The sequence below is a fragment of the Nostoc sp. genome (assembly GCF_041747015.1).
GTDB lineage: Bacteria > Cyanobacteriota > Cyanobacteriia > Cyanobacteriales > Nostocaceae > Nostoc.
The window spans coordinates 61,239-82,863 of record NZ_JBGTFY010000270.1 but is presented as its reverse complement, the minus strand read 5'-3'; the positions used below and the strand labels follow the sequence as shown (position 1 = coordinate 82,863).

Below are 21,625 nucleotides of genomic sequence, written 5' to 3'. Positions count from 1 at the left end.
CAGCACTAGAAATTAGAGAAATGGGTTCTGGCATCACTTATGCTCCTAGTATGGATAATAATTCTAATAATTCATCTTGACTGGAAACCACATAACTGCCTGTAGCGATAATATCTTGAGACGGAGTAAATTTATAATTGGTTGCATAGAGAATAACTGGCTTGTTTAAGGGATTCAAATCAGAGTTTGATATTAACTTTTGAACTTGCTTCAACTTTCGAGCAGTTTGGGTTGTTACTTCGATGATAGCGTTACTGGTTTCCACATCGATTTCACCGATTTCGCCATTTAGACCCACTGTTTTATTGAAACTAACTAAATCAAACCCTGCCTGGATGATAGCATTAGCGACTTTGCCTTCCAGAACTTTTTGAGGATTGACTGAGTTCAACGCGTTGATAATTGCTTGCTCAAATAAGCTGCTCACATCCTGCTTTATTACTATAAATATGATTCACGTAGCATTGCTGTAACTATACCTGCATTCAGTCGCGTTATGTGGCTGCTAATTCCCGTAATTTAGTTAAAACTGCCAGAGCATGACCTTTGGTTTTTACATTTGGCCAAGCATAGACAATAATTTTATCAGGTGAAATTAGGAAAGTTGAGCGAGCAACACCCATATATTCTTTGCCCATAAATTTTTTCAATTGCCAAGCGCCGTAGGCTTCTGTCAAAATATGTTCTGGGTCACTTAAAAGGGTGATTGACAAGTTATGTTTGCTGATAAATTTGCAATGGGACTTACCCGAATCTGGACTCACACCTAAGATTTTTGCTCCCAGTTCGCTGAAGTGTTGATACAACTCGGTGAAATCTTTCGCTTCGGTGGTACAGCCCGGTGTATCATCTTTGGGGTAGAAGTAGAGGACAATCCACTGACTGCTGAGGTCGTCGAGAGTGACTGAATTGCCATTTTGGTCAGGTGTGGAGAAATCTGGCGCTGGTTGTCCGACTTGAGGAATATTGCTCATGATGGTGGTGTGAGAGATTGCGTAGGCATAGCTCGTCGTAGATAAAATTGTACATATATTAGGCTATTAGGCTATAGGACTCATATTGTTTTAAGTTGCCTACTTTGTTTAGGCTTTTCATGTAAAATATTTGCCAACTGGGTTAGCCATAAAAGTGCTAATTTTTCATCAATGGGGCGATTACCTCGTTGTTCCATGTATTGGTACAAATCCAACCCCTCGATTTTCTCCATTACCAAGCAATGCAGTGGCGCTTGGCTATTTTTGGGAGAGAAAATAAAGTACCCATCTCCCTTTGGAATCCCTGGATGATTCAGATGGCTTAAGACTTGTGCCTCTTGCTGAAACAGCGATACTGCCTTGGCATCATCCAGCATCAGAACTTTTAAGACTTTCAGGGTGTTGCTGTGGTTGACTTCAAATGTCTTGGCAAAACCACCAGCGCCTAATTGGCGAATCACTCGATACCGTCCTTCCAAGAGCAATTCTGAGCCACAGGCTTGACAAAACAGTATGTTTTCAGAATTTTGAGGTCTTGGGCATTGGGGATTGATGCAGAGAGTCATGGTGTTTTTTGCAACACAGTTTGCCCTGACAGTCTAGCCTTACGGAGATATTCACGTCATCAGTAAAAATTAGGACAATGAGCCATGCCTGCGGCAACCCCTGCGGTGTACGCTTATATTTATCCATCATAATAATGACTTAACCTACAGATATTTTTGTTTATCTATTCTCACTCTTCAAAGTTCACATGACTAAAGATATGCAACGCGAATTTACCAACCGCGATGAGTTGGTAGCCTACCTCCGCGAACAATTCCCAACTGCGGCACAACGCGATTACCACATCAGCGAAACTGTGGGGGGACGCAAAGCGGCACAAAAAGCGCTGCAAAAAATCGATCCAGTAGGCTACGCGCAAACACGTAATTTTTTTACAGGTGGTGTGACGCGCCTTTCGCCTTATATCCGCTATGGCGTTTTGAGCTTGCGAGAAATTCGAGATTATGTCCTTGAGCAGGTACAGCACCAAGACGATGCGACTAAACTAATTAACGAGTTAGGTTGGCGCGACTACTGGCAGCGATTGTATGTAAAGTTAGGGGATGGCATCTGGAAAGACCAGGAAGAGTACAAAACTGGTTATGCTGTGGGTGAGTATGCACCCGAATTGCCGCAAGATATCAGACAAGGAACGACAGGTAGGGTTTGCATCGACAGCTTTAGCCGTGATTTAAGAGAAACTGGCTATCTACATAACCACGCCCGAATGTGGCTAGCGGCTTATATTGTCCATTGGCGGCGGATTCGTTGGCAAGCAGGAGCTAAGTGGTTTCTCGAACACCTTTTAGATGGAGATCCTGCTAGCAACAATATGTCATGGCAGTGGGTTGCCAGCACATTTAGTCATAAACCGTATTTTTTCAATCGTGAGAACTTAGAACGCTACACTGAAGGCGTTTATTGCCAGAAATGTCCCCTTTACGGTCATTGTGATTTTGAAGGCAGCTATGAAGAATTAGAACAGCGACTTTTTCCTAAAGGGGAATTTAGTAAACAAGCTAACAGCCAAAGTTGGCAGCATGGGAAGAAAGGTAAAAAGTGAAAAATGAGTAAACCAATTGTTTGGGTGCATGGAGACTGTCTTAGTCCATACAACCCCGGACTGCAACAATACCCGAATGCCCCAGCTATCTGGGTTTGGGACGAGGCTTTGATAGAGGAATGGCAACTGAGTCTCAAACGCCTCGCCTTCATCTACGAATGCTTATTAGAGTTACCCGTTGTTATCCGCCGTGGTGATGTAGCACAAGAAATTTTAGCTTTTGCTCAAGAACATGATGCCAATTTAGTTGTCACAGCTAACAGTCCTAGTCCCCGGTTTGATGATATCTGCAATCAAATGGAGCGATCGCTAGCAGTTGAAGTGCTAGAAGTAGAACCATTTTTTGACTATGATGGCTATATTGACCTGAAGCGGTTCTCGCGCTATTGGAAAGTGGCTCAAAATTATGTTTTTGAATAGTCCAATTTGGAATTGTGAATGCAATTCAATCCACACCAAGCGGCGGAAAAGTTACCGTTATTTTGGAAGATCGCGATCGCTATGCCATCATCAAAGTCCAAGATACGGGAATTGGCATTGCTGTTGAACATCAACAACAAATTTTTGATCGCTTTTATCGAGTAGATCGCAATCGCTCACGCACCTCTGGCGGTTCGGGATTGGGATTAGCGATCGCAATCCCAATCGCCAGAGCGCATAAAGGTAATATTCACGTTCCAAGTCAACCTGGGCTAGGTAGTACATCTACAGTTCGACTTCCACTTTTATCGTGATTTCTGGAAATAAATGTTGCTATTTAGTGCATTATTTATCTTGATAACGATATTCTATGCTAAAGCTTTTGTTTAAAATCCAGCATCTAAAATCATTTGATTTGGAGGAGTTTTGATAAATAATATTCGCAATCGCTTTATGGGTTTTAAGCGCAAAAGCGTTGAACCATCACAACTAAAACAGTTGGTACGTGAGTTATTGGAAGAGTCTAGTCTCGACGCAACATATTTGGTTTTGATTATTGGTTCATGTGCGATCGCTACATTTGGTCTACTTGCCAATAGCACTGCTGTAATTATCGGTGCAATGATTATCGCACCTCTAATGTTACCAATTCGAGGTTTAGCCTTTGGTGCATTAATTGGAAATATCAACCTATTTCGTAAAGGCGTAATAGCAGTATTCTTAGGCACATTACTAGCACTTGTAATTTCTTGCAGTATAGGTTGGATCGTTAATCTACCTAGTTTCGGCAGTGAAGTGCTATCTCGCTCCAAACCTAACCTGCTTGATTTGGGTATTGCAGTTGCAGCAGGTTTTATCAGTGGCTACGCTAAGGTAAATTCAAAAATCTCTGCTAGCGTGGCAGGGACAGCAATAGCTGTTGCCCTTATGCCCCCAATTTGCGTCATCGGTTTAGGTCTAGCAAAATTTAACTTGTCACTCAGCTTAGGAGCGACTTTGCTCTACCTAACGAACCTTTTGGGTATTAGCCTTGCTTGTATGCTGACATTTTTATTCACCGGCTATTCTCCTGTCAATCGCGCCCAAAAAGCGCTGCTATGGGCATTGGCGTTAACAGGTGCTTTACTGATACCTTTAACTGTGAGCTTTACCCAATTAGTTAGACAAGCAGAACTCGAAACCCATTTGAGAAAGGCACTGCTGAACCGAACTATAACTTTTCAGCGTTTGGAATTACTGAAAACTGATACTAATTGGCTGAGTAATCCGCCTCAAGTTCGCTTGAGCGTTCGCGCACAAGAACCTGTAACATCAAAGCAAGTAAGTCTTTTAGAAGCGTTTCTCGAAAAAGAAATTGGGCAACGTTTTTCCCTGATTTTTGAAGTTAGTCAGGTGAAAGAAGTCAGAGGAAAATCTAATATTTCTCCTCACAAATAAAATATCTAAAATCCTATTATCTGGTCTTAAGATAAATTTTTCATCCTATTTATAGATAGCAAAAACTAACTAAAGGTGGAGTTAAATATCATGTTTTTTTTATATCCTGATTAAGGTTGACTAATTAAGCAGTAAGATCATGAATGCAGATATATCCGCACTCTGGGACAGAGTTCAGGGAATGATTAACGGATTTATTGTCCTACTGCCGAATATCGTGCTGGCATTGATTGTCTTTGCAATCTTCTTCGCGGTGGCTAGAGCGATTAAGAGAGTAGTTAAACGATTAACTCGCGATCGCCACCAAGCTCGGAATTTAGGACTAGTACTGGGACGCTTGGCGCAAGGTACAATACTGTTAATCGGGCTATTTGTGGCTTTGTCGATTGTCATACCGACATTTCGAGCCGGAGATTTAATACAACTACTGGGGATTAGTGGTGTAGCGATCGGCTTTGCCTTTCGTGACATTCTGCAAAACTTCTTGGCTGGGATTCTGATCCTCTTGACAGAGCCGTTCCAAATCAATGACCAAATAGTTTTTAAAGAATTTGAAGGGACTGTAGAAAATATTGAGACACGAGCGACAACAATTAGAACTTACGATGGTCGTCGCATTGTAATTCCTAACTCAGAATTGTTCACTAATTCGGTAACTGTAAACACTGCCTTTGAAAGTCGCCGACTAGAGTATGATGTCGGTATTGGTTACGGCGATGATATAGACCGAGCCAAGGAGTTAATGCTTGAAGCATTGCATAGTGTGCCGGAAATACTGAAAGATCCTGCTCCTGATGTGCTGCTCATCGAACTTGCCGAAAGTACCGTTAATATCCGCGTTCGTTGGTGGATCAACCCGCCACGACGTGCAGAAGACCTCGCATCACGGGACAAGGTGCTATCTACAATTAAGAAAATATTAGTTGAAAACGGCATCGATTTACCCTTTCCCACACAGCAAATTTTATTCCATGACCAGACAGAAGAAACAGATGGCGATCGCTCCCATCAGCGTGAAGGTTGGCCATCTGGTAAAGGCAAAATACCAAAACCCCGCAACATTGGTGATTCACTCAGGTTACTTGCTCAAGAGCGCTCCTCACGAGATGACAACGGTAAGGTAGATTCTCCAAAAGCTAACGATGAAAACTAATTTACTTGCTGCTTAACCTGTTGAATTTATTAAAGACAAATCACATTTATTTAGCCTTTTGGTTTCTGATAGGAGTACGAACAATATATTGACTAGCAGATGAATTAATAGCAAGTGGTTCGATTTTTCCTTGGGAAACTAAAGTTTGATAAATTAAAGCTGTAATCTCTCCGCGCGTGGCAGGTTTTGTTGGATTAAGAACTTTGGTATTTGGATAATTCACCACTATATTTTTTTCGGTTGCTGCTGCTACATCTCCAACTGCATATTGCGGAATCTTCTTGGCATCTGCGTAAGTGTTAGTAATAATAAATGATGCAGGACGATTAAGATTCACAGCATTAGCTGGTACAGCCTGGGCTTTTGGTATTAATAACGGTTGCATCAAAGTAGTAAATGCAAGGGGCATGAGAACACGTCTTTTTACAGCTTTTCGTGTGGTTTGTTCAGGAACTACTCTCTGCGCGATTGTAGGGACGGTAACTGCTGATGCACTAGTAGTTAAATTCAAACCTTTATTTAAAGCAACTATAGCCTCAACCTTAGAAACCGGTTGATTGGGACGAAAATAACCACCAGCATAACCCGACATAAAACCTTGTTGATATGCTTCTTCAATGGGACGAGTAGCCCAATGGTTAGCAGGAATATCTTTATATACAGCACCACTTTGGATCTGGCGAATTGCTGGTTTATCAAAAGCTTTACGAATGATTGCTGCAAACTCATCTCGGTCTACTGGCTGTTCTGGTCTAAATGTACCATCAGGATATCCAGTTACAATATTTCTTGCAGCCAAACCCCGAATAAATGGCTCTGCCCAATAACTAGATTTAACATCGCTAAAAGTAGTTACAGGTGAAGATTGAGCGGATGTATCTAATGCTCCAACTGTAAATGCTATTAAATTTAAAGATAGTAAAGATACACCTGCTGATACTACCTTTGTTAACTGCATCACGATCTATGCCCCCTTTTTTCAATCAATCATTCTTCTAATGCTTCGATATTATTATTAAATAGTGCAGATTTCGGGGATAAATTTCTAATACATTTTAAAATACTACTATAGGCTGATTCTACTTATTCATTAAGAGATATCTAACGGATTAAGCGAAACCAGAAAATTTTAAGTATTTGAATTGGTGTTTGAATTTGTGTTTGAATAATAACTTATACCAACATCAAAATTTTCAATGTAGACAATAAAAATTAAACTTTGGGTAAGAAAGGAAAAACATAGCTGATTTCTTCACGTGTTTTCCACTATTTAGATTTACATTAAATCTAAAACAGATAACGTAATGAAACCTTTTGTTATACCAATTCTCCCAAACCAAGCAATAAATCAAAATAATGTTGATTGAGTATGAGATACATTTTTCAAAGAATCTTTCTTTGGGTAGTAGAGTTATCGCCTTAAAAAGCAAGATGGTTAGCTGTAGGAGGATAAAATGCGTCAACTCATTATCCAAGTACCACGGGGAAATGGAAAAGCTGTTATTGATATTGCCAAATCTCATAACGGGACAAATCTGGCACGATTTGAAGGAAATGCAGACGAACCAATTGATGTGGTAATTGTTCACGTTTCTAATCGAGAAGTTGGTAAAGTCCTAGAGGAATTGCAAGACTTGCCCAAAGTACAGATCACGCTGATACCAACTGGTGTGATAGCTCTGCAACCACCTGCATCGGAAGCACCGCAGCAGGTTGTGGATGTGGAAGAACGCAGTCCGATTGAGATTTTTCTTTCTGGTTTGCAAAGTGTTGGCTCTTGGCAAGGTTTTCTAGGTTATGCATCGCTTGCAGGTTTTGTGGTCTGGATTGGCTTGTATACTAATACAACTTACTTACTGGTAGCGGCAATGTTGATTGCCCCATTTGCAGGCCCGGCAATGAATACAGCGATCGCTACTGCATGGGGCGATCGCCAACTCTTAGGGCGGAGTATTTTACGATATTTTTCTGCTTTATCAGTAACCATTGCCACCACTTGGCTACTTAGCCTCATACTACGCCAAGAAATTCCCACTAGTTTAATGCTAGACAGTAGCCAAGTTTCAGCAGTGGCAGTTATTTTACCATTGGTAGCCGGAGCCGCCGGCGCCCTCACCTTGGTTCAGTCAGAACGGAGTAGTTTAGTCTCTGGGGCAGCAACCGGAATGTTAGTCGCCGCTTCCTTAGCTCCACCTGCGGGAATTGTGGGTATGGCAAGTGCAATTGGTAGGTGGGATATGGTAACTTCGGGGTTGTTCTTACTGTTTTTGCAACTATGCGGCATCAACTTTTCAGCAGCCCTATTGTTCCGAATTTTCGGGCTGTCTCCTCAAGGAACTCGCTATCAGCGTGGTAAAAAACGGGTATTTACTATTGCCTTGGCGATCACTGTCATCGCATTGGCAGGTTTACTAACTTGGCAGTTCTCCCATTCTCCCAATCTCCAACGCTCTAGCCTTGCCCAACGTGCTAACGCCCAAGTCCAGAAAACTGTAGAGCAAGTTGGTTTAGCAAAATTAGTCGAGTCGAATGTGCGCTTCACACGATCCAACATTGAAGGCCAGGATACTCTGCTATCTGTTGTTTATGTGCAGCGTCAACCCGGAGTTACAGCGTCTAGTGAAGAAATCCGCTCTAGCCTCACCCAATCTATTCAAGCTCAATTATTAAAACAGGACTTAAATGTAACACCTCTAGTTGATGTCAACGTCCTAGAAACACCTGCTAGTAAACAATAAGCCCATTTATGAGTAGTCTGAAGCTTTCGGAAAAACAAGCCCTAGAAAAAGAACGTAACGAAGTCTTGCAACAGTTGGAAGATTGGCTAGAAATTCCAATGCTGGTGCTGGGTTTTGTATGGCTAGCACTATTTATCATCGAGATCGTCTGGGGGCTAAACCCTTTACTGGAAGCCCTTAGCATCACTATTTGGATTATTTTTATCTTAGATTTTCTATTGAAACTAGCGATCGCTCCTCATAAAATTTCTTATATCAAAAACAACTGGTTAACAGCTATTTCTCTGATGTTGCCAGCACTGCGTAGTTTTCGGATTATACGAGTTATACGAATACTACGAACAACGAGGGCTGTGCGAGGGCTACAACTGTTGCGAGTCATGACTCGTGCTAACCGAGGAATGCGGGTTTTGGGAGCAAGTATTAACCGCCGAGGATTTGGTTATGTTGTGGCATTAACTGCGATCGTTACTATAATCGGAGCAGCAGGGATGTATGCATTTGAAAACGAAGTTCCTGTGGAATCGGGGCTGCACAACTACAGCACTGCTTTCTGGTGGACAGCAATGCTCATGACAACGATGGGTTCTGACTATTCGCCCAAAACACCCGAAGGACGGGTGCTTTGTTTTTTCTTAGCGTTATATGCGTTTGCCGTGTTTGGCTATGTCACTGCAACTTTAGCGACGTTTTTTATTGGCCGTGATGCTGATGATGATCAAGCAGAGTTAGCCGGAGCGAAATCTATTCAAGTGCTTCAGAGTGAAATTACAGCGTTGCGGGGGGAAATTCAAGAATTATTGCATCAAAATTCACAGCGTTGACGTTAGAGGTTGTTTGAAAAGTCATGATTGATGTATACAAATATTTATTACCCCACCCTAACCGTCCCCTTTACAAGGGGAGGGAACCGGATTTTTCTTGTTTCCCCCCTTTACAAGGGGGGATTAAGGGGGGTAATAATGTGATTAAAATTACAGCAAACTACTTTACAAACAACCTCTTAGCAAATATTAATTTAATGAGGAAAGTTTATGAATGCAGAAATCTCGACAGCTTGGGATAAGGTTCAAAGCATGATAAATGGTTTCATAGCTTTGCTACCGAACATTGTCTTAGGGTTAATTGTCTTTATACTCTTTTTCTTTATTGCTGGCAGAATTAAAGCACTGGTTAAGCGGTTAACTCGCAACCGTCGCTATGCCGGGAATCTGGGATTAGTACTGGGAAGGTTAGCGAAGGGGGTAATAATTTTGATTGGGTTGTTTATCGCCCTTTCCATTGTGATTCCCTCATTTAAAGTTAGTGATTTGGTGCAACTTTTGGGAATTAGTGGTGTGGCAATTGGTTTTGCTTTCCGGGATATTCTGCAAAACTTCTTAGCTGGGATTTTGATTCTGCTAACTGAGCCTTTTCAAATTGATGACCAGATTGTGTTTAAAGGCTTTGAGGGAACTGTTGAAAATATTGAGACACGCGCCACAACAATCAGAACTTATGACGGTAGGCGGATTGTGATTCCTAACTCGGAATTATTTACTAATTCTGTAACTGTAAACACTGCATTTGATAATCGACGATTAGAGTATGATGTCGGCATTGGCTACGGCGACGATATTGACCTAGCGAAACAGTTAATGCTAGATGCAATGCTTAGTGTGGATGAGGTTTTAAAAGATCCGGCTCCTGATGTACTAGCAATGGAACTAGCCGGAAGTACTGTCAACATCCGGGTGCGCTGGTGGGTTAATCCACCACGACGGGCAGATAATTTGATTTCGCGGGATAAAGTGATTACTGCTATTAAGAAAAAACTCGTTGCAAATGGCATTGATTTACCTTTTCCCACACAACAAATTTTATTCCACGACCAGACCGAAGAGACAGATGGCGATCGCTCCCGTCAGCGTGAAGGTTGGCCATCTGGTAAAGGTGAAGTACCAAAACCCCGCAGCATCAGCAGTTCACTCAGGTTACTCGCTCAAAAGCAAGATGATGGCAACAGTAAAGTAGATTCTGCAAAGGTCAATAATGAAATATGAAAAATGTCAAATTGAGCAAACTGTGGGATACGCTCCACTCAAGTTACTGGTTCATTCCCTCAATTATGGCTATACTTACCACTGCCTTGGCATTTGCAATGTTAATGCTCGATCGCACAGGTAAGGCGGGTATTAATTATTGGTGGAGCTACACTGGTGGAGCAGATGGAGCGCGATCGGTTTTAGGAGCAGTTGCAGGTTCAATGATTAGCGTTGCTGCTACAGCCTTTTCAATTACAATCGTGGCGCTTCAGCTTGCTGCTTCCAATTTTGGGCCGCGACTACTACGCAATTTCATGCAGGATCTTGGTAATCAAGTTGTCCTTGGTACATTTATAAGTACATTTATCTACTGCTTGCTCATACTTCGGACTATTCATGGTGAGGGAGATGGATATAGTGAGTTTGTACCGCAAATTTCGGTTACATGCGGTATTTTACTCGCAATTATTAGCATCGGAGTTTTGATTTATTTTATCGATCATGCTTCCACAATAATTCAGGTTTCACATATCATCGAAAACGTTAGTGATGACTTAGATAGAGCTATCGATCGGTTGTTTCCCAAAAAAATCGGGCGTAGCGTCCCATTCGGACAAGAAATTGCCGAAATACCTGAAGATTTTGACTTCGTTGCAAGTCCTGTAAAAGTTAATAAAAATGGTTATATACAAGCAATTGACGACAACGAATTGCTAACAATTGCCCGAAAAAACAATCTTTTATTGCGCGTCGAGTCTCGACCGGGAAAGTTTATTGTTAAGGACAGTGATTTAGTTATGGTTTTTCCTGGTAAATTCGTGAACCAAAAATTAACCAAACAAATCAATGATTGCTTTATTTTGGGTAAAGAACGTAGCGAACAGCAAGATATCGAGTTTCCCATCGATCAGTTAGTAGAAATTGCCCTACGTGCGCTTTCTCCAGGGATTAATGATCCATTTACCGCAATTCGCTGTGTTGATAGACTAGGAGCAGGATTATCCCGTTTAGCCCAAAAAGATTTTCCTTCACCCTATCGCTACGATGAAGATAATAAATTACGTGCGATCGCTTTTGGGGTAACATTTGAGGGATTGGTTGATAGTGCCTTCAATGGAATTCGCCAATATGCACGATCTGATACATCAGTAACCATTCGTTTATTGGAAGCGATCGCTAATGTTGCAACTTACACTAATAATCCCAAATACCAAGTAGTTTTACAGCGTCATGCAGAGATTATTTTGCGCGGTAGCCAAGAGGGTTTACCAGAAGAACTAGACCGCCAGGATGTGCAAAAGCAATATGACAATGCAATTCAAGCTTTAAAAAATCAGACCTTAGCTGAAAGAAAAAAATGAATTGTCTCAATTGGAAAGGTTATCGAATTATTGCGTGGGTAGGACAAGCTCTATTAACAATTCTTGTCATAGCCGCAGCAGTTCAAGGTAAGTGACAAGTGCCTTGGGTCTTGCAATCTTCCTTATTGTATCCTTTGTATTTGTCATTCAAGATGATAAGTTACCCACCTTGTTTGATTTTCTATTTGTCTTGGCTGCATTGCTAAATGCTACTGGTTGGGTATGGGATCTGGATTAGCAGCTTTAATTAGTTTTTGGGCGTTGCGAAATTGGCTAAATCGTAATGAAAATGTAAGCAAGCCAAAAGCTGAGACATATATTTAAATTACATAATTTTTCTTAACCCAAGCGTATTGAGTTATATTTACTTTAAACGGTTCAATATACGAGTTATTAGTTGTGATTTTTTAGCAGTTTTGCTGACACAATCATCAGCACCGATCGCAAATATTTGCTCAACAATATCTGCGTCTAAATTATCAACTATAAAAAGCACTGGCAGGAATTTCCAGTAGCGATCGTTACGTACTACCTGACAAAGTTCAATGCCATTGATATGAGGCATTTCCACACCTAAAATTAGCAAATCTGGAGAAAATTCTGTCAGAGTATCCCAGAAATATCGTGAGTCTTCAAGAGTTTTTAGAGTCAGTCCCAATGGTTCTAAAGATTGTTGTATAACAGTTAATATCTGTGAATCACCGTCTACAACCATTACTCTTGCTTCGGTAATATGAGTTTGTTGTAATATTTGACTGACTGACTCCAAAATTTGGCTAGGAGGCATAGATTTTTGTAAAAAAGCACGACCGCCAGATCGTGCAACCTCAACGCGTAGGCGAAGCCCGCCGCAGGCATCGCTAAAATTATTTCGCTCTGTAAAAACTAATACTGGTATTTGTGGCATTGGCGATCGCTGGGATAATTCTGTTAATAACTTCAAGCTATCTTTGTGAATATCAAGATCCAGTAGTACCACATCGGGATTTAAAGATGGAATTATATTTCTGGCTGTAGTGAGATTAGTTGCAATTTTAACTTGTAGTTCCTGATTCTCAGCTTCCTTGATCAATTCCTCTACTACTTGGCGATCGTTGCTAATTACTAATAGTAAATTTTGTATTTGTTCAACTGGGGTTGTTTCTAGCTCTCGTTGCAACTCCATCAAAAGCTTATCTAAATAAAAACATTTAGCTTGGCTAATAGATTTTTGATTTTGAAATACATCTTCTATTTCATTAGCTAATAACGAGCCTTTGGCAAAGCCAAAGCTACCCAAGGAACCAGCTAGCTTGTGAGCTTCTTGCTCTGCTTTTTGCCTTAGTTCAAAATCCAGTGAACCTTTTCTTAAAGCATCAGCAGCTAGCTTCAACACTGTAATGCGTGAACCAACCTTAACTTTAAAATTTGCCCGTTCTTGAGCAATGGCTGCTAGGAGAATTTTCTCTTGCTTTAAATCTATTTCCGGCTGATTTTTCTGACATTTTTGTTCATGAGATAGAGCTTTTAAACGATAGCCCATTCCATAAACAGTTTCGATAAAATCGTAGTTAGCACCTGCTGTTTTTAGCTTCTGTCGTAAACTTTTGATATGAGATTTAATCGTATTTTCTTCAGGTGGATCTTTTTCAGTACTCCAAAGTTGATCTACAATTGCACTTCGGCTAAAGATGCGCTGGTTGTTGCGTAAAAACAGGTCTAAAAGACTAAATTCTTTTGCCGTTAAATTTAGTGCAATGTCTGCATAAGTTACCTCACAAGTACTAGGATCGAGACGTAAGCTTTCCCATTCCAAAACAGGAGGTAAAGAAGTATTTCCCCGACGTAGTAAAGCACGAATCCGAGCTGATAACTCTTGAAAGTCAAATGGTTTGACTACATAATCGTCTGCCCCAGCATCTAAACCGATAACTTTATCTGTTTTAGTATCTTTTGCCGTTAAAAGCAGAATCAGCATTTGATGTCCCGACTGGCGTAATTGCCGACAAAGACTTATACCATCCAGCTTTGGTAGAATCACATCTAGCAAAATCAAATCATAGTTATAGACACTCACCAACTCCCAACCAGCTTCACCATCAGCAGCAATATCAACCACATAATTTTGTTTGGTAAGAGCTGTAGCTACAGCTTGAGCAAGCAAATCATCGTCTTCAACCAACAGAATTCTCATGAAAATGTTTGCTTGGAGAAGCAATCCTAAGCGCTGTCATCAAATTTCTCTAACTTATGTTATGCCCTTTTCAGTTTTATATGACATCTATCAAAGGCAAGGTCTAATGAAGAAGAAGTAAAGTTGTAACCAACTCCGATCGTAATTCCTACATCCGTTTAAGCTAAAACAGGCAACTTGACTGTAAATGTTGCTCCTTGACCCATTCCTTGGCTCTGGGCTTGGATTGTGCCACCATGCAGTTCTATTATATGACGGGCGATCGCTAGCCCTAAACCTAGTCCTTTATCTGACCGAGTATGACTACTATCTGCTTGGCAAAAGCGCTCAAATACTTGAGGTAGAAAGTCAGCACTGATACCCTTACCCGTATCACTCACTGTAATTTGAACATAGTTAGGAATTGAACATTGGGAAAACTCTTCCCCACTCCCTACTCCCCACCCCCTACTCCCCACTTCCTTTGACAACCGCACCTTAACCCGTCCGCCGTTGGGTGTAAATTTGATCGCATTGGTGAGTAGATTTAACACAACTTGTTGCAAGCGATCTGAGTCACCCGAAATTTTTTCTATTGAAGTATCAAGTATAGTTTCGATTTGAATATCTTTTGCATCTGCCAATGATTGTACAACCTCGATTGCGGCTGTAATTACTTCTAATAAATCTATCAAATCAATGGAGAGTGAAATTTCTCCTCTAACAATACGCGAAATATCAAGTAGGTCTTCAATAAGTTGCATTTGCAAATTAGCATTGCGTTCAATTGTCTCAAGTGCAAGAGTTGCTTTAGCTTCATCTAGCGCACCCGTTTGCAACATCCCCGCCCAACCAATAATTGCAGTCATGGGGGTACGTAATTCATGGGAAACTATTGCTAAAAATTCATCCTTGGAACGGTTTGCAGCTTCTGCTGCACTTTGCGCCGCTTCGCTAACAGCGCGTGCAGCTTGTTCTCGCAGCAGCAATTGCTCTTTTTCTTCTTCAGCTTGTTTGTGCTCAGTAATATCTTGCATAATTTTAGAGAATCCGCGCAGATTTCCATTTTCATCTCGTAAAGGTGTGATTACACAATGCGCCCAAAAAAATGTCCCATCTTTGCGGAGATGCCAACGATTTTCTTTAGAAAAAACTTCAGTTACGGCTTTGCTCAATGCTTGTTGTGGTTGTCCGCGCTCAATTGCTTCTGGTGAAAAAATGCGCTCAAAAGGTTGACCAATAATTTCTGCTTCTTGATAGCCTAAAATACGTTCAGCTCCAATGTTCCAGCTAGTAAAGTTACCGTTTGGATCTAACATGAAAATTGCGTAATTAGTTACTCCTTCTATTAGCAACCGATAACGTTCTTCACTCTGACGCAGATTGTCTTGAATTTGACGTAGATGCTCGTAATTTTGTTGGGCTACTCGCGCGTTCATTTGAGCTTGCGATCGCGCCTGACGTAGTGCAGTGTTAAGTAAGGTAATCAACAATGCTACTAGCACAAACTGAAGCAACCCCAACGCACCAAACCCAGCAACAGACAAAGAATAGAAAGGGAGTAAAAGGAAGTAGGCGCAGACGATAGCAGACAAAAAAGTTGCTAATAGTCCTGGGTTTAAGCCACCATACCAGGAACTAACCATGACAGCAGCTAAAAACAGTGGATAAATGGAATTCAGCCTGTGTAGCTGCCATAGAAGCAGTGTCAGCAGTAAAGCTAGTGAAACCGTTAATAATCCAATGCTATAGCCTTTTAGTTGCGATGACCTCCGGTCGGTCGGAGACCATCGCGTAGCGTCTCCGTAGGAGAATCGCCAAAAGCGGGGCGTTGGCAAAGCCTCTCGAAGAGAAGCCCATTGCGTCAATCTCCACATTTTCTATTACTTCTGCTTATGCCATCTGTTTATTAAATTTCTACCCTAGTTTTCCACTTTCAAGTTTTACCATAAAAAATCAATCTTAAGAGTATGTTATATCTAAACAATACTCCTCATTACACCGAAAGAATTAAATAACTCAGGAATAATAATAATTAAAATAGGAAGATAATAGCAATGACCTCTAAGCAAATCTTAGTTATTGATGATGAAGATGACATCCGTCAATTGATTCAGACTTGTCTAGAAATAATGGGCGGCTGGAAGGTGTTAACTGCTACTTCAGGTAATCAAGGATTACTCTTAGCTCAATCATCTCAACCCGATGCCATTCTTTTGGACGTAATGATGCCTGATATGGATGGTTTGACAACTTTTGAGAAACTACAAGCTAATCAAATAACTAAACATATACCTGTGATTTTACTTACAGCTAGAGGACGCACTAATAACGAACGTCTATTCAACGAGATAGATGTCAAAGGCATAATTAGTAAACCATTTAATCCTCAGAAACTAGCTGTTCAAGTAGCAGCAGCCTTGAGTTAAAGTATATTACAAAATCTGACAAAATCTGGCGTTTCTAGTTCAGCTATACCTGAATTAAATAATACTACAGCAGCCCTAAATCATTTGTGAAAATTTATATGCTAGAGATCGGACTACTGTAGTCTCTCTAATTTAGGGTAGATATGCTTGGAAAAATATTCTATCTATAGATTTCCTAGTCTCTTTCTTAAGTAATAGGTTTTCCCAAAAATACCTATTCTCCACTAGTTTTCCACTTTTACTCCCTAATTTAAAAGTAAGTCAATACTTAGTTGTAAGTTTTTATTAGATAAATTCTTTCCCATAAAAACCTGATATTTCAAAAAAACATTAAATACGTTATATTAGTGAATTAGTGGGTTTTATATATGAAGATGGATGAAATAAAACTCCAATTTACTATACATTCTTAAAATATCTACTTAAGGGGTATGAATCTTATATTATGATAGATAATCTAGAATCACTTTCACATCCACCAAGCAAACAAAAATTTGCTGCTACATTGCGTTTAGTAAGTCGAATTAGTTTTTGGGTACAGTTAGTACTTGGTGGTATTTCTGGCATTGCTGTATTGTTGGCGTGCTTTAGCCGTAACATTACAACTGGGACAAGCAATGCAGGTATAGGTTTTGGGATATTTTTGGCTATTGTTAGTATTTTATTGCTCTGCTTTCGAGTCTATTGGGCTTTGCGTTATCGAAAAATGGCTAAACTTTTACAAATGCCAAATTCTCAAAACCATCCTAAGAAGGAAGATGTAATTCAAAATTTACGAGTTGGATTGGTTGTGAGTTTGGTAGGGCTATTAATAGCTTTTATTGCTTCGGAAACAACGGTTTCAATTATATTGGGGAAAGCAATAGCACAACCTCAAGGTGTCGCAATTTATCAGCCAGAAAATGTAATTCGTTCGCTAGATATTTTTGTGATGCTAGCAAATGTTAACATGATTGGCGCTCACTTTTTTGGGGGAGTTACTTCTCTGGGTCTACTATATTGGTTAGAAGATTAATAAACTTAATTATTAATTTTAACAATTTGATTTTGCCAGCTATTGCTATGGAAATATTAACCTAAAGTATTTTCTCGTTCTTCACTAGATATCTATCATTACTGTACGTCTACTTCTAAAGGGACACTTGCAGTTTCGTTAGATGAAACAACCAAATTCGATAACAATCAAGGTGTATTAAGAATTGAAAAGGATGGTCAGGTATTCTTGAATTAAGATAGCTCACCGCATGATTTTTGAGAGCATTCTAACGCTTATCACAACAAATTAAAAGTTTTGTGGTAATCCAAAAATATCAGGTTCAGTTAAAACATCATCACTAGGACTGATGTAAAAATGTAGAGATTTTTGCACGATAAGTCTTCATCTGAACTTGATATTAGTCAACCCAAATGGAGATTTTGAAATGATTAACTTTCTTCAAACTAAATGGAGTTCTAAAGGAGCTATTGCTCTGGCAATCTCGGCAATGCTACTTGGAGCTTGTACCAACGACTTAGATCAACAGGCCGGAGTACCAGAAACTAATGTGACCACAGAAGAAGTCGCAGACAATACTAATCAACTAATTGGTAAAACTGTAACGGTTAGAAGTATACCCGTTAACAAATTGGGACCATCAACTTTCATAATTGCCGATAAACAATTTTTTGGCACTAATCCCATTTTAGTTGTAAATGCTTCGGGTAAAACTTTCACTTTGCCTACTGATCCAAATACGCCAATTCAAGCGACAGGGCCAGTTCGTAAGCTTGTGATCGCAGATATTAATCGAGATTACAACTTGGGCTTAGATCCAAACTTGTACAAAGACTACGAAACCCAACCTGCGATTATCGCTCAATCGATTGCACTTGCTCCTAAACCAGGTGAAATTACCACAAATCCTCAACTATATTATGGTAAAAATTTGGCAGTGACCGGTGAAGTGGAAAACATTAGAAATACCAGTTCTTTCACCTTAGATGAAGATAAACTATTTGGTGGACAGGATTTGTTAGTGATCCGTGCTGGTACTCCAAAAGGAATTGTCAATAAAGGCGAGAAAGTTGCAGTTACGGGTGTGTTGCGTCCGTTTGTTATTGCTGACCTAAAACGGGATTACGATCTTAAATGGGATTTAACCTTAGAAAAGCAGCTAGAGGTGGAGTACAAGAATAAACCTGTGCTAGTTGCAACAGAGGTATATCCCTCAGCAATTCCACAGTAAGGTATTCATTCTACAGCGTTGTCTATCAGGAAAACTTTTCATAAAAATAATGGCAATAAATGATAATTCTCAAAGGGGAGATTTCTTACAAGCGCTGAGTAAAGTTGGGGTATTAGTTTTCCTGGTAGCGAGAAGTTGTAGTCTTTTTAATGCAAAAGCAACTATCACTAATACATCGGAAATTACTGATAACACTAATGAATTTATCGGTAACTCTGCGACGATTAAAAGCAGAGTAATTCAGAAAGTTGGTTTGAGTTCATTTACGGTTAGTGATGCACGGTTCTTTCGTGGCGATCCTCTTGTAGTTGTCAATGCTTCAGGTGCGCCTTTCGATCTACCATCTGACCAAAATATCAAAGTCCAAGTTACTGGTCAAGTTCGTAATTTAGTAATTCCCAAAATTGAGCAAGAATTTAATCTCAATATAGATGACAAATCTTACAAAGATTATATCAATAAACCTGCAATTATTGCTCGATACATTGTATTAGCACCTCAACCTGGCCGAATAACACAACATCCCGAACAATACTATCGCCGTAGAGTTGCAGTTACGGGGAAAGTAGAAAATATCCGCAGTCCGGTTTTACTAACGCTACATGAAAATCAATTATTTGGTGGAGAAGATTTGCTAGTCTTATTAAAAGCACCACCTAAAGTAGCAATAAATCAGAACCAGACAGTATCTATAACAGGTGAAGTTCGTCCTTTTATTATTGCTGCAATTGAGCGAGACTATGGCTTCACTTGGGATCTAAATGTAAAAAGAGAGTTAGAAGGGAAGTACGGCAACAGACCTATTTTAGTTGCTGAAACTGCATACCCTGAATAAGCTTATGTCAAATTATTTATCCATTTATCCTCGTTTATATCGTCGCTGATCGCTCGTGGTTTCGCCACAGCAGCCGGATTAGAACGCAGTACAGCAGTTCAGATTGGCGTAGATTTGGCATTACGTTGTCCTCACAGTCGCCAAGATGAATTTGAAGCCGATTAAAGAGGACTGAAGACTTTAGGACGTGCTGGTTATGCTCAATCTGTCATGATTGCTTTTATGTCTTGCAATGGCTAGGATTTTATAACGGATCTATTAATGGTATCTATGGCACTAGAACCACTAGAGCAGTAGTAGCATTTCAGCGATCGCACAGAATAGTTGGTGATGGTAGAGTAGGAGCGCTGACGTGGCAAGCTTTACGCAGTAATATAGCACGCGTGCGTCGTCGTCGTTTCTAACATCGGCTACACAAACTTAAGAGAAAATTAATGTTTTTAACCCGCGCAGGCGGGTTTCGTCTGTATAGACGCGGTTTCTAACCGCCCTTTTAACGTTAAGTTGACACCTATGGGCACTGCCGTGCCCCTACACCCCATAATACAATGTTGTACCGCATCTGAATGGGAACCGCTATAACTACAGTATTTATCAGGGTAAAATATTGGAGGTTTGATAATCTCTCTATTTTTATTGATGGTAAATATTCTATTTAACTGCAATCCACTTATGGCATTAGATTCTACCACGGGTGAAGTCGTAATTGCAGAACAACTCAAGCAATTTCTACTAGTACTCTCTGTCTCATTGGGTGTAGCAACACTACCACAAATTTTTAGTTGGTTGCGCCGCATTCCTTATACACTATTACTGGTCATAGTGGGATTAGGATTAGCATTCGTGAATGTGCGATTGATTAATCTCTCTCCTGAATTGATTCTGATGATTTTCTTGCCGCCACTGCTGTTTGAAGCTGCTTGGAATTTGAAATGGTCAGACTTAAAGCGGGATTTGTTACCGATTTGTCTGTATGCAGTGGTTGGGGTGATAATTTCTATTGCCGGAGTAGCACTCGGTCTTCATCAATTCGCTGGACTTGAACTTAGCATTGCTCTATTAGTTGGAGCTAGTCTATCAGCAACCGATCCGGTTTCGGTAACGGCTCTATTTCGGGAACTAGGAGCAAGCAAACGTCTAAGAACGCTGATGGAAGGAGAAAGTTTATTTAATGATGGTATGGCGGTTGTGGCTTTTGGCTTATTAGTTGCTTTGCCGTTAGGTACTGCTAAACTTGATTTACAGTCTGCTTTATTAGAATTTGTTCAAGTAGTAGGCATTGGTATCAGCGTTGGAGGACTAATTGGGTTTGGTATTTCCTATCTAACCCAACGTTTCGACTTACCATTAGTAGAACAGTCTCTCACTCTAGTTTCTGCCTACAGCACTTACCTAATTACAGAATATTTGGGTGGTTCTGGAGTGATTGGAGTTGTCACCACAGCTTTAATTTTAGGTAACTTTGGCTCCCGCATTGGCATGAACCCGCGCACGCGGATCATTGTGACTGAATTTTGGGAATTTCTCGCTTTTTTTGTGAATTCGATTGTTTTTCTCTTAATTGGCGATCAAATTCGCTTTGCTGTCTTAGGAGATAACCTGAAAACTATTGCAGTGACGATCGCAGCTATGATTGTGGGACGGGCAGTATCTATTTATGCTTTAAGTAGTCTCAGCAACTGGTTAGCTAAATCCGAAATTCCTTTATCTGAACAAACTGTATTGACGTGGGGTGGACTACGCGGCTCTGTCTCTATTGCCCTGGCTTTAAGTGTACCAGCCATACTCCCGCAAAGGGAAGAAATTATTGCCACTGTATTTGGAGTAGTTTTATTTACCCTGTTAGTACAAGGCTTAACCATCCAACCATTATTAGAGAAACTCCAACTTTTAGGTTCGCAACCGCTACGTCAAAAATACACTGAAGCAATTGCCCGTCAAGTTGCTCTCCAACGGGCGCTGGAATATTTAGAAACAGCACAAAACCGTCCCGGAATTGAGCCAGAATTTTATCGCTACCAGAAGACGCTGCTTTCAGGAGAAATTACCTTTTTGCAAGAAGAAATTGACAAGTTACTTGATGAATACCCAAATTTGCAAGAATTTACAACCGAAGAACTGCGAGGGGAACTGCTGGCAATTGAAGCTGATACCTATGCTGAGTTTGTCCGCGCAGGTAGGTTAAATAGAGAACTCTCACCTTTTTTGCAAACAACCCATGATAGAGCTAATGAAGAGGAATAAATCTATAACTATTTTGCTGGGGGA

The 21,625-nt window shown here is 40.4% G+C and carries 20 protein-coding genes and 1 pseudogene; 15 read left to right on the top strand and 6 right to left on the bottom strand.

The genetic code is table 11. The annotated features are described in order from the left end of the window. Window positions 1-37 precede the first annotated feature (37 nt). The 3 genes from ACEW80_RS22465 to ACEW80_RS22455 all read right to left on the bottom strand — a co-directional run bounded on the left by ACEW80_RS22465 (window position 38) and on the right by ACEW80_RS22455 (window position 1,540). A complete protein-coding gene (locus ACEW80_RS22465; protein WP_373528721.1) occupies window positions 38-427 on the bottom strand; it encodes a hypothetical protein in 390 nt (129 codons plus the stop codon). Between the two features lie 67 nt (window positions 428-494). Then, entirely contained in the window at window positions 495-974 is a 480-nt protein-coding gene (gene bcp / locus ACEW80_RS22460) for a thioredoxin-dependent thiol peroxidase (protein WP_373528720.1), read from the bottom strand. 80 nt (window positions 975-1,054) lie between these two features. Then, window positions 1,055-1,540 (bottom strand): 4-Cys prefix domain-containing protein, encoded by a 486-nt coding sequence (locus ACEW80_RS22455; protein ID WP_373528719.1) that lies wholly within the window; start codon window positions 1,538-1,540, stop codon window positions 1,055-1,057. Between the two features lie 188 nt (window positions 1,541-1,728). Between ACEW80_RS22455 and ACEW80_RS22450 the strand changes: the two genes are divergently transcribed. From ACEW80_RS22450 to ACEW80_RS22430, 5 genes and pseudogenes are all read left to right on the top strand, one after another. Then, window positions 1,729-2,583: an FAD-binding domain-containing protein gene (locus ACEW80_RS22450; protein ID WP_373528718.1), complete on the top strand. Its 855-nt coding sequence runs from the start codon at window positions 1,729-1,731 to the stop codon at window positions 2,581-2,583. Window positions 2,584-2,586: 3 nt separating this feature from the next. Next, window positions 2,587-3,003 carry a hypothetical protein gene (locus ACEW80_RS22445; protein WP_373528717.1) on the top strand — a complete coding sequence of 139 codons (417 nt, stop codon included), beginning with the start codon at window positions 2,587-2,589 and terminating at the stop codon, window positions 3,001-3,003. A gap of 11 nt (window positions 3,004-3,014) precedes the next feature. Further along, window positions 3,015-3,317: pseudogene (locus ACEW80_RS22440) on the top strand (sensor histidine kinase); the annotation flags it as partial. Between the two features lie 112 nt (window positions 3,318-3,429). Continuing rightward, window positions 3,430-4,440 (top strand): DUF389 domain-containing protein, encoded by a 1,011-nt coding sequence (locus ACEW80_RS22435; protein WP_373528716.1) that lies wholly within the window; start codon window positions 3,430-3,432, stop codon window positions 4,438-4,440. Between the two features lie 139 nt (window positions 4,441-4,579). Next, window positions 4,580-5,593 carry a mechanosensitive ion channel family protein gene (locus tag ACEW80_RS22430; protein WP_373528715.1) on the top strand — a complete coding sequence of 338 codons (1,014 nt, stop codon included), beginning with the start codon at window positions 4,580-4,582 and terminating at the stop codon, window positions 5,591-5,593. Window positions 5,594-5,639: 46 nt separating this feature from the next. Here the strand turns inward: ACEW80_RS22430 and ACEW80_RS22425 are convergent, their stop codons facing one another. Then, entirely contained in the window at window positions 5,640-6,554 is a 915-nt protein-coding gene (locus tag ACEW80_RS22425) for an S-layer homology domain-containing protein (protein WP_373528714.1), read from the bottom strand. Window positions 6,555-7,047: 493 nt separating this feature from the next. Between ACEW80_RS22425 and ACEW80_RS22420 the strand changes: the two genes are divergently transcribed. From ACEW80_RS22420 to ACEW80_RS22405, 4 genes are all read left to right on the top strand, one after another. Next, window positions 7,048-8,331: a DUF389 domain-containing protein gene (locus ACEW80_RS22420; RefSeq protein ID WP_373528713.1), complete on the top strand. Its 1,284-nt coding sequence runs from the start codon at window positions 7,048-7,050 to the stop codon at window positions 8,329-8,331. Between the two features lie 8 nt (window positions 8,332-8,339). After that, window positions 8,340-9,155, top strand: a complete 816-nt coding sequence (locus ACEW80_RS22415; RefSeq protein ID WP_373528712.1) for a potassium channel family protein — start codon at window positions 8,340-8,342, stop codon at window positions 9,153-9,155. A gap of 210 nt (window positions 9,156-9,365) precedes the next feature. Beyond that, window positions 9,366-10,373: a mechanosensitive ion channel family protein gene (locus ACEW80_RS22410; RefSeq protein ID WP_373528711.1), complete on the top strand. Its 1,008-nt coding sequence runs from the start codon at window positions 9,366-9,368 to the stop codon at window positions 10,371-10,373. Continuing rightward, window positions 10,370-11,716, top strand: coding sequence for a DUF2254 domain-containing protein (locus ACEW80_RS22405; protein ID WP_373528710.1), 1,347 nt, complete (start codon window positions 10,370-10,372; stop codon window positions 11,714-11,716). Before ACEW80_RS22410 ends, ACEW80_RS22405 begins: the two co-directional genes overlap by 4 nt. 364 nt (window positions 11,717-12,080) lie before the next feature. Here ACEW80_RS22405 and ACEW80_RS22400 read toward each other — a convergent pair whose 3' ends face one another. Then, complete coding sequence (locus ACEW80_RS22400) at window positions 12,081-13,889, bottom strand: response regulator (protein ID WP_373528709.1); 1,809 nt, start codon at window positions 13,887-13,889, stop codon at window positions 12,081-12,083. A gap of 158 nt (window positions 13,890-14,047) precedes the next feature. Further along, on the bottom strand, window positions 14,048-15,745 hold the full coding sequence (locus ACEW80_RS22395) for an ATP-binding protein (RefSeq protein ID WP_373528708.1): 1,698 nt from the start codon (window positions 15,743-15,745) through the stop codon (window positions 14,048-14,050). 180 nt (window positions 15,746-15,925) lie between these two features. Between ACEW80_RS22395 and ACEW80_RS22390 the strand changes: the two genes are divergently transcribed. The 6 genes from ACEW80_RS22390 to ACEW80_RS22365 all read left to right on the top strand — a co-directional run bounded on the left by ACEW80_RS22390 (window position 15,926) and on the right by ACEW80_RS22365 (window position 21,601). Next, entirely contained in the window at window positions 15,926-16,297 is a 372-nt protein-coding gene (locus ACEW80_RS22390; RefSeq protein WP_373528707.1) for a response regulator, read from the top strand. Window positions 16,298-16,742: 445 nt separating this feature from the next. Then, window positions 16,743-17,312, top strand: coding sequence for a DUF3611 family protein (locus tag ACEW80_RS22385; RefSeq protein WP_373528706.1), 570 nt, complete (start codon window positions 16,743-16,745; stop codon window positions 17,310-17,312). Between the two features lie 406 nt (window positions 17,313-17,718). Then, window positions 17,719-18,522 (top strand): hypothetical protein, encoded by an 804-nt coding sequence (locus ACEW80_RS22380; protein ID WP_373528705.1) that lies wholly within the window; start codon window positions 17,719-17,721, stop codon window positions 18,520-18,522. Between the two features lie 49 nt (window positions 18,523-18,571). Beyond that, window positions 18,572-19,357, top strand: coding sequence for a hypothetical protein (locus ACEW80_RS22375; RefSeq protein WP_373528704.1), 786 nt, complete (start codon window positions 18,572-18,574; stop codon window positions 19,355-19,357). Between the two features lie 227 nt (window positions 19,358-19,584). Next, window positions 19,585-19,761, top strand: a complete 177-nt coding sequence (locus ACEW80_RS22370) for a peptidoglycan-binding protein (protein WP_373528703.1) — start codon at window positions 19,585-19,587, stop codon at window positions 19,759-19,761. 268 nt (window positions 19,762-20,029) lie between these two features. Beyond that, a complete protein-coding gene (locus tag ACEW80_RS22365) occupies window positions 20,030-21,601 on the top strand; it encodes a Na+/H+ antiporter (protein WP_373528702.1) in 1,572 nt (523 codons plus the stop codon). Window positions 21,602-21,625 lie beyond the last annotated feature (24 nt).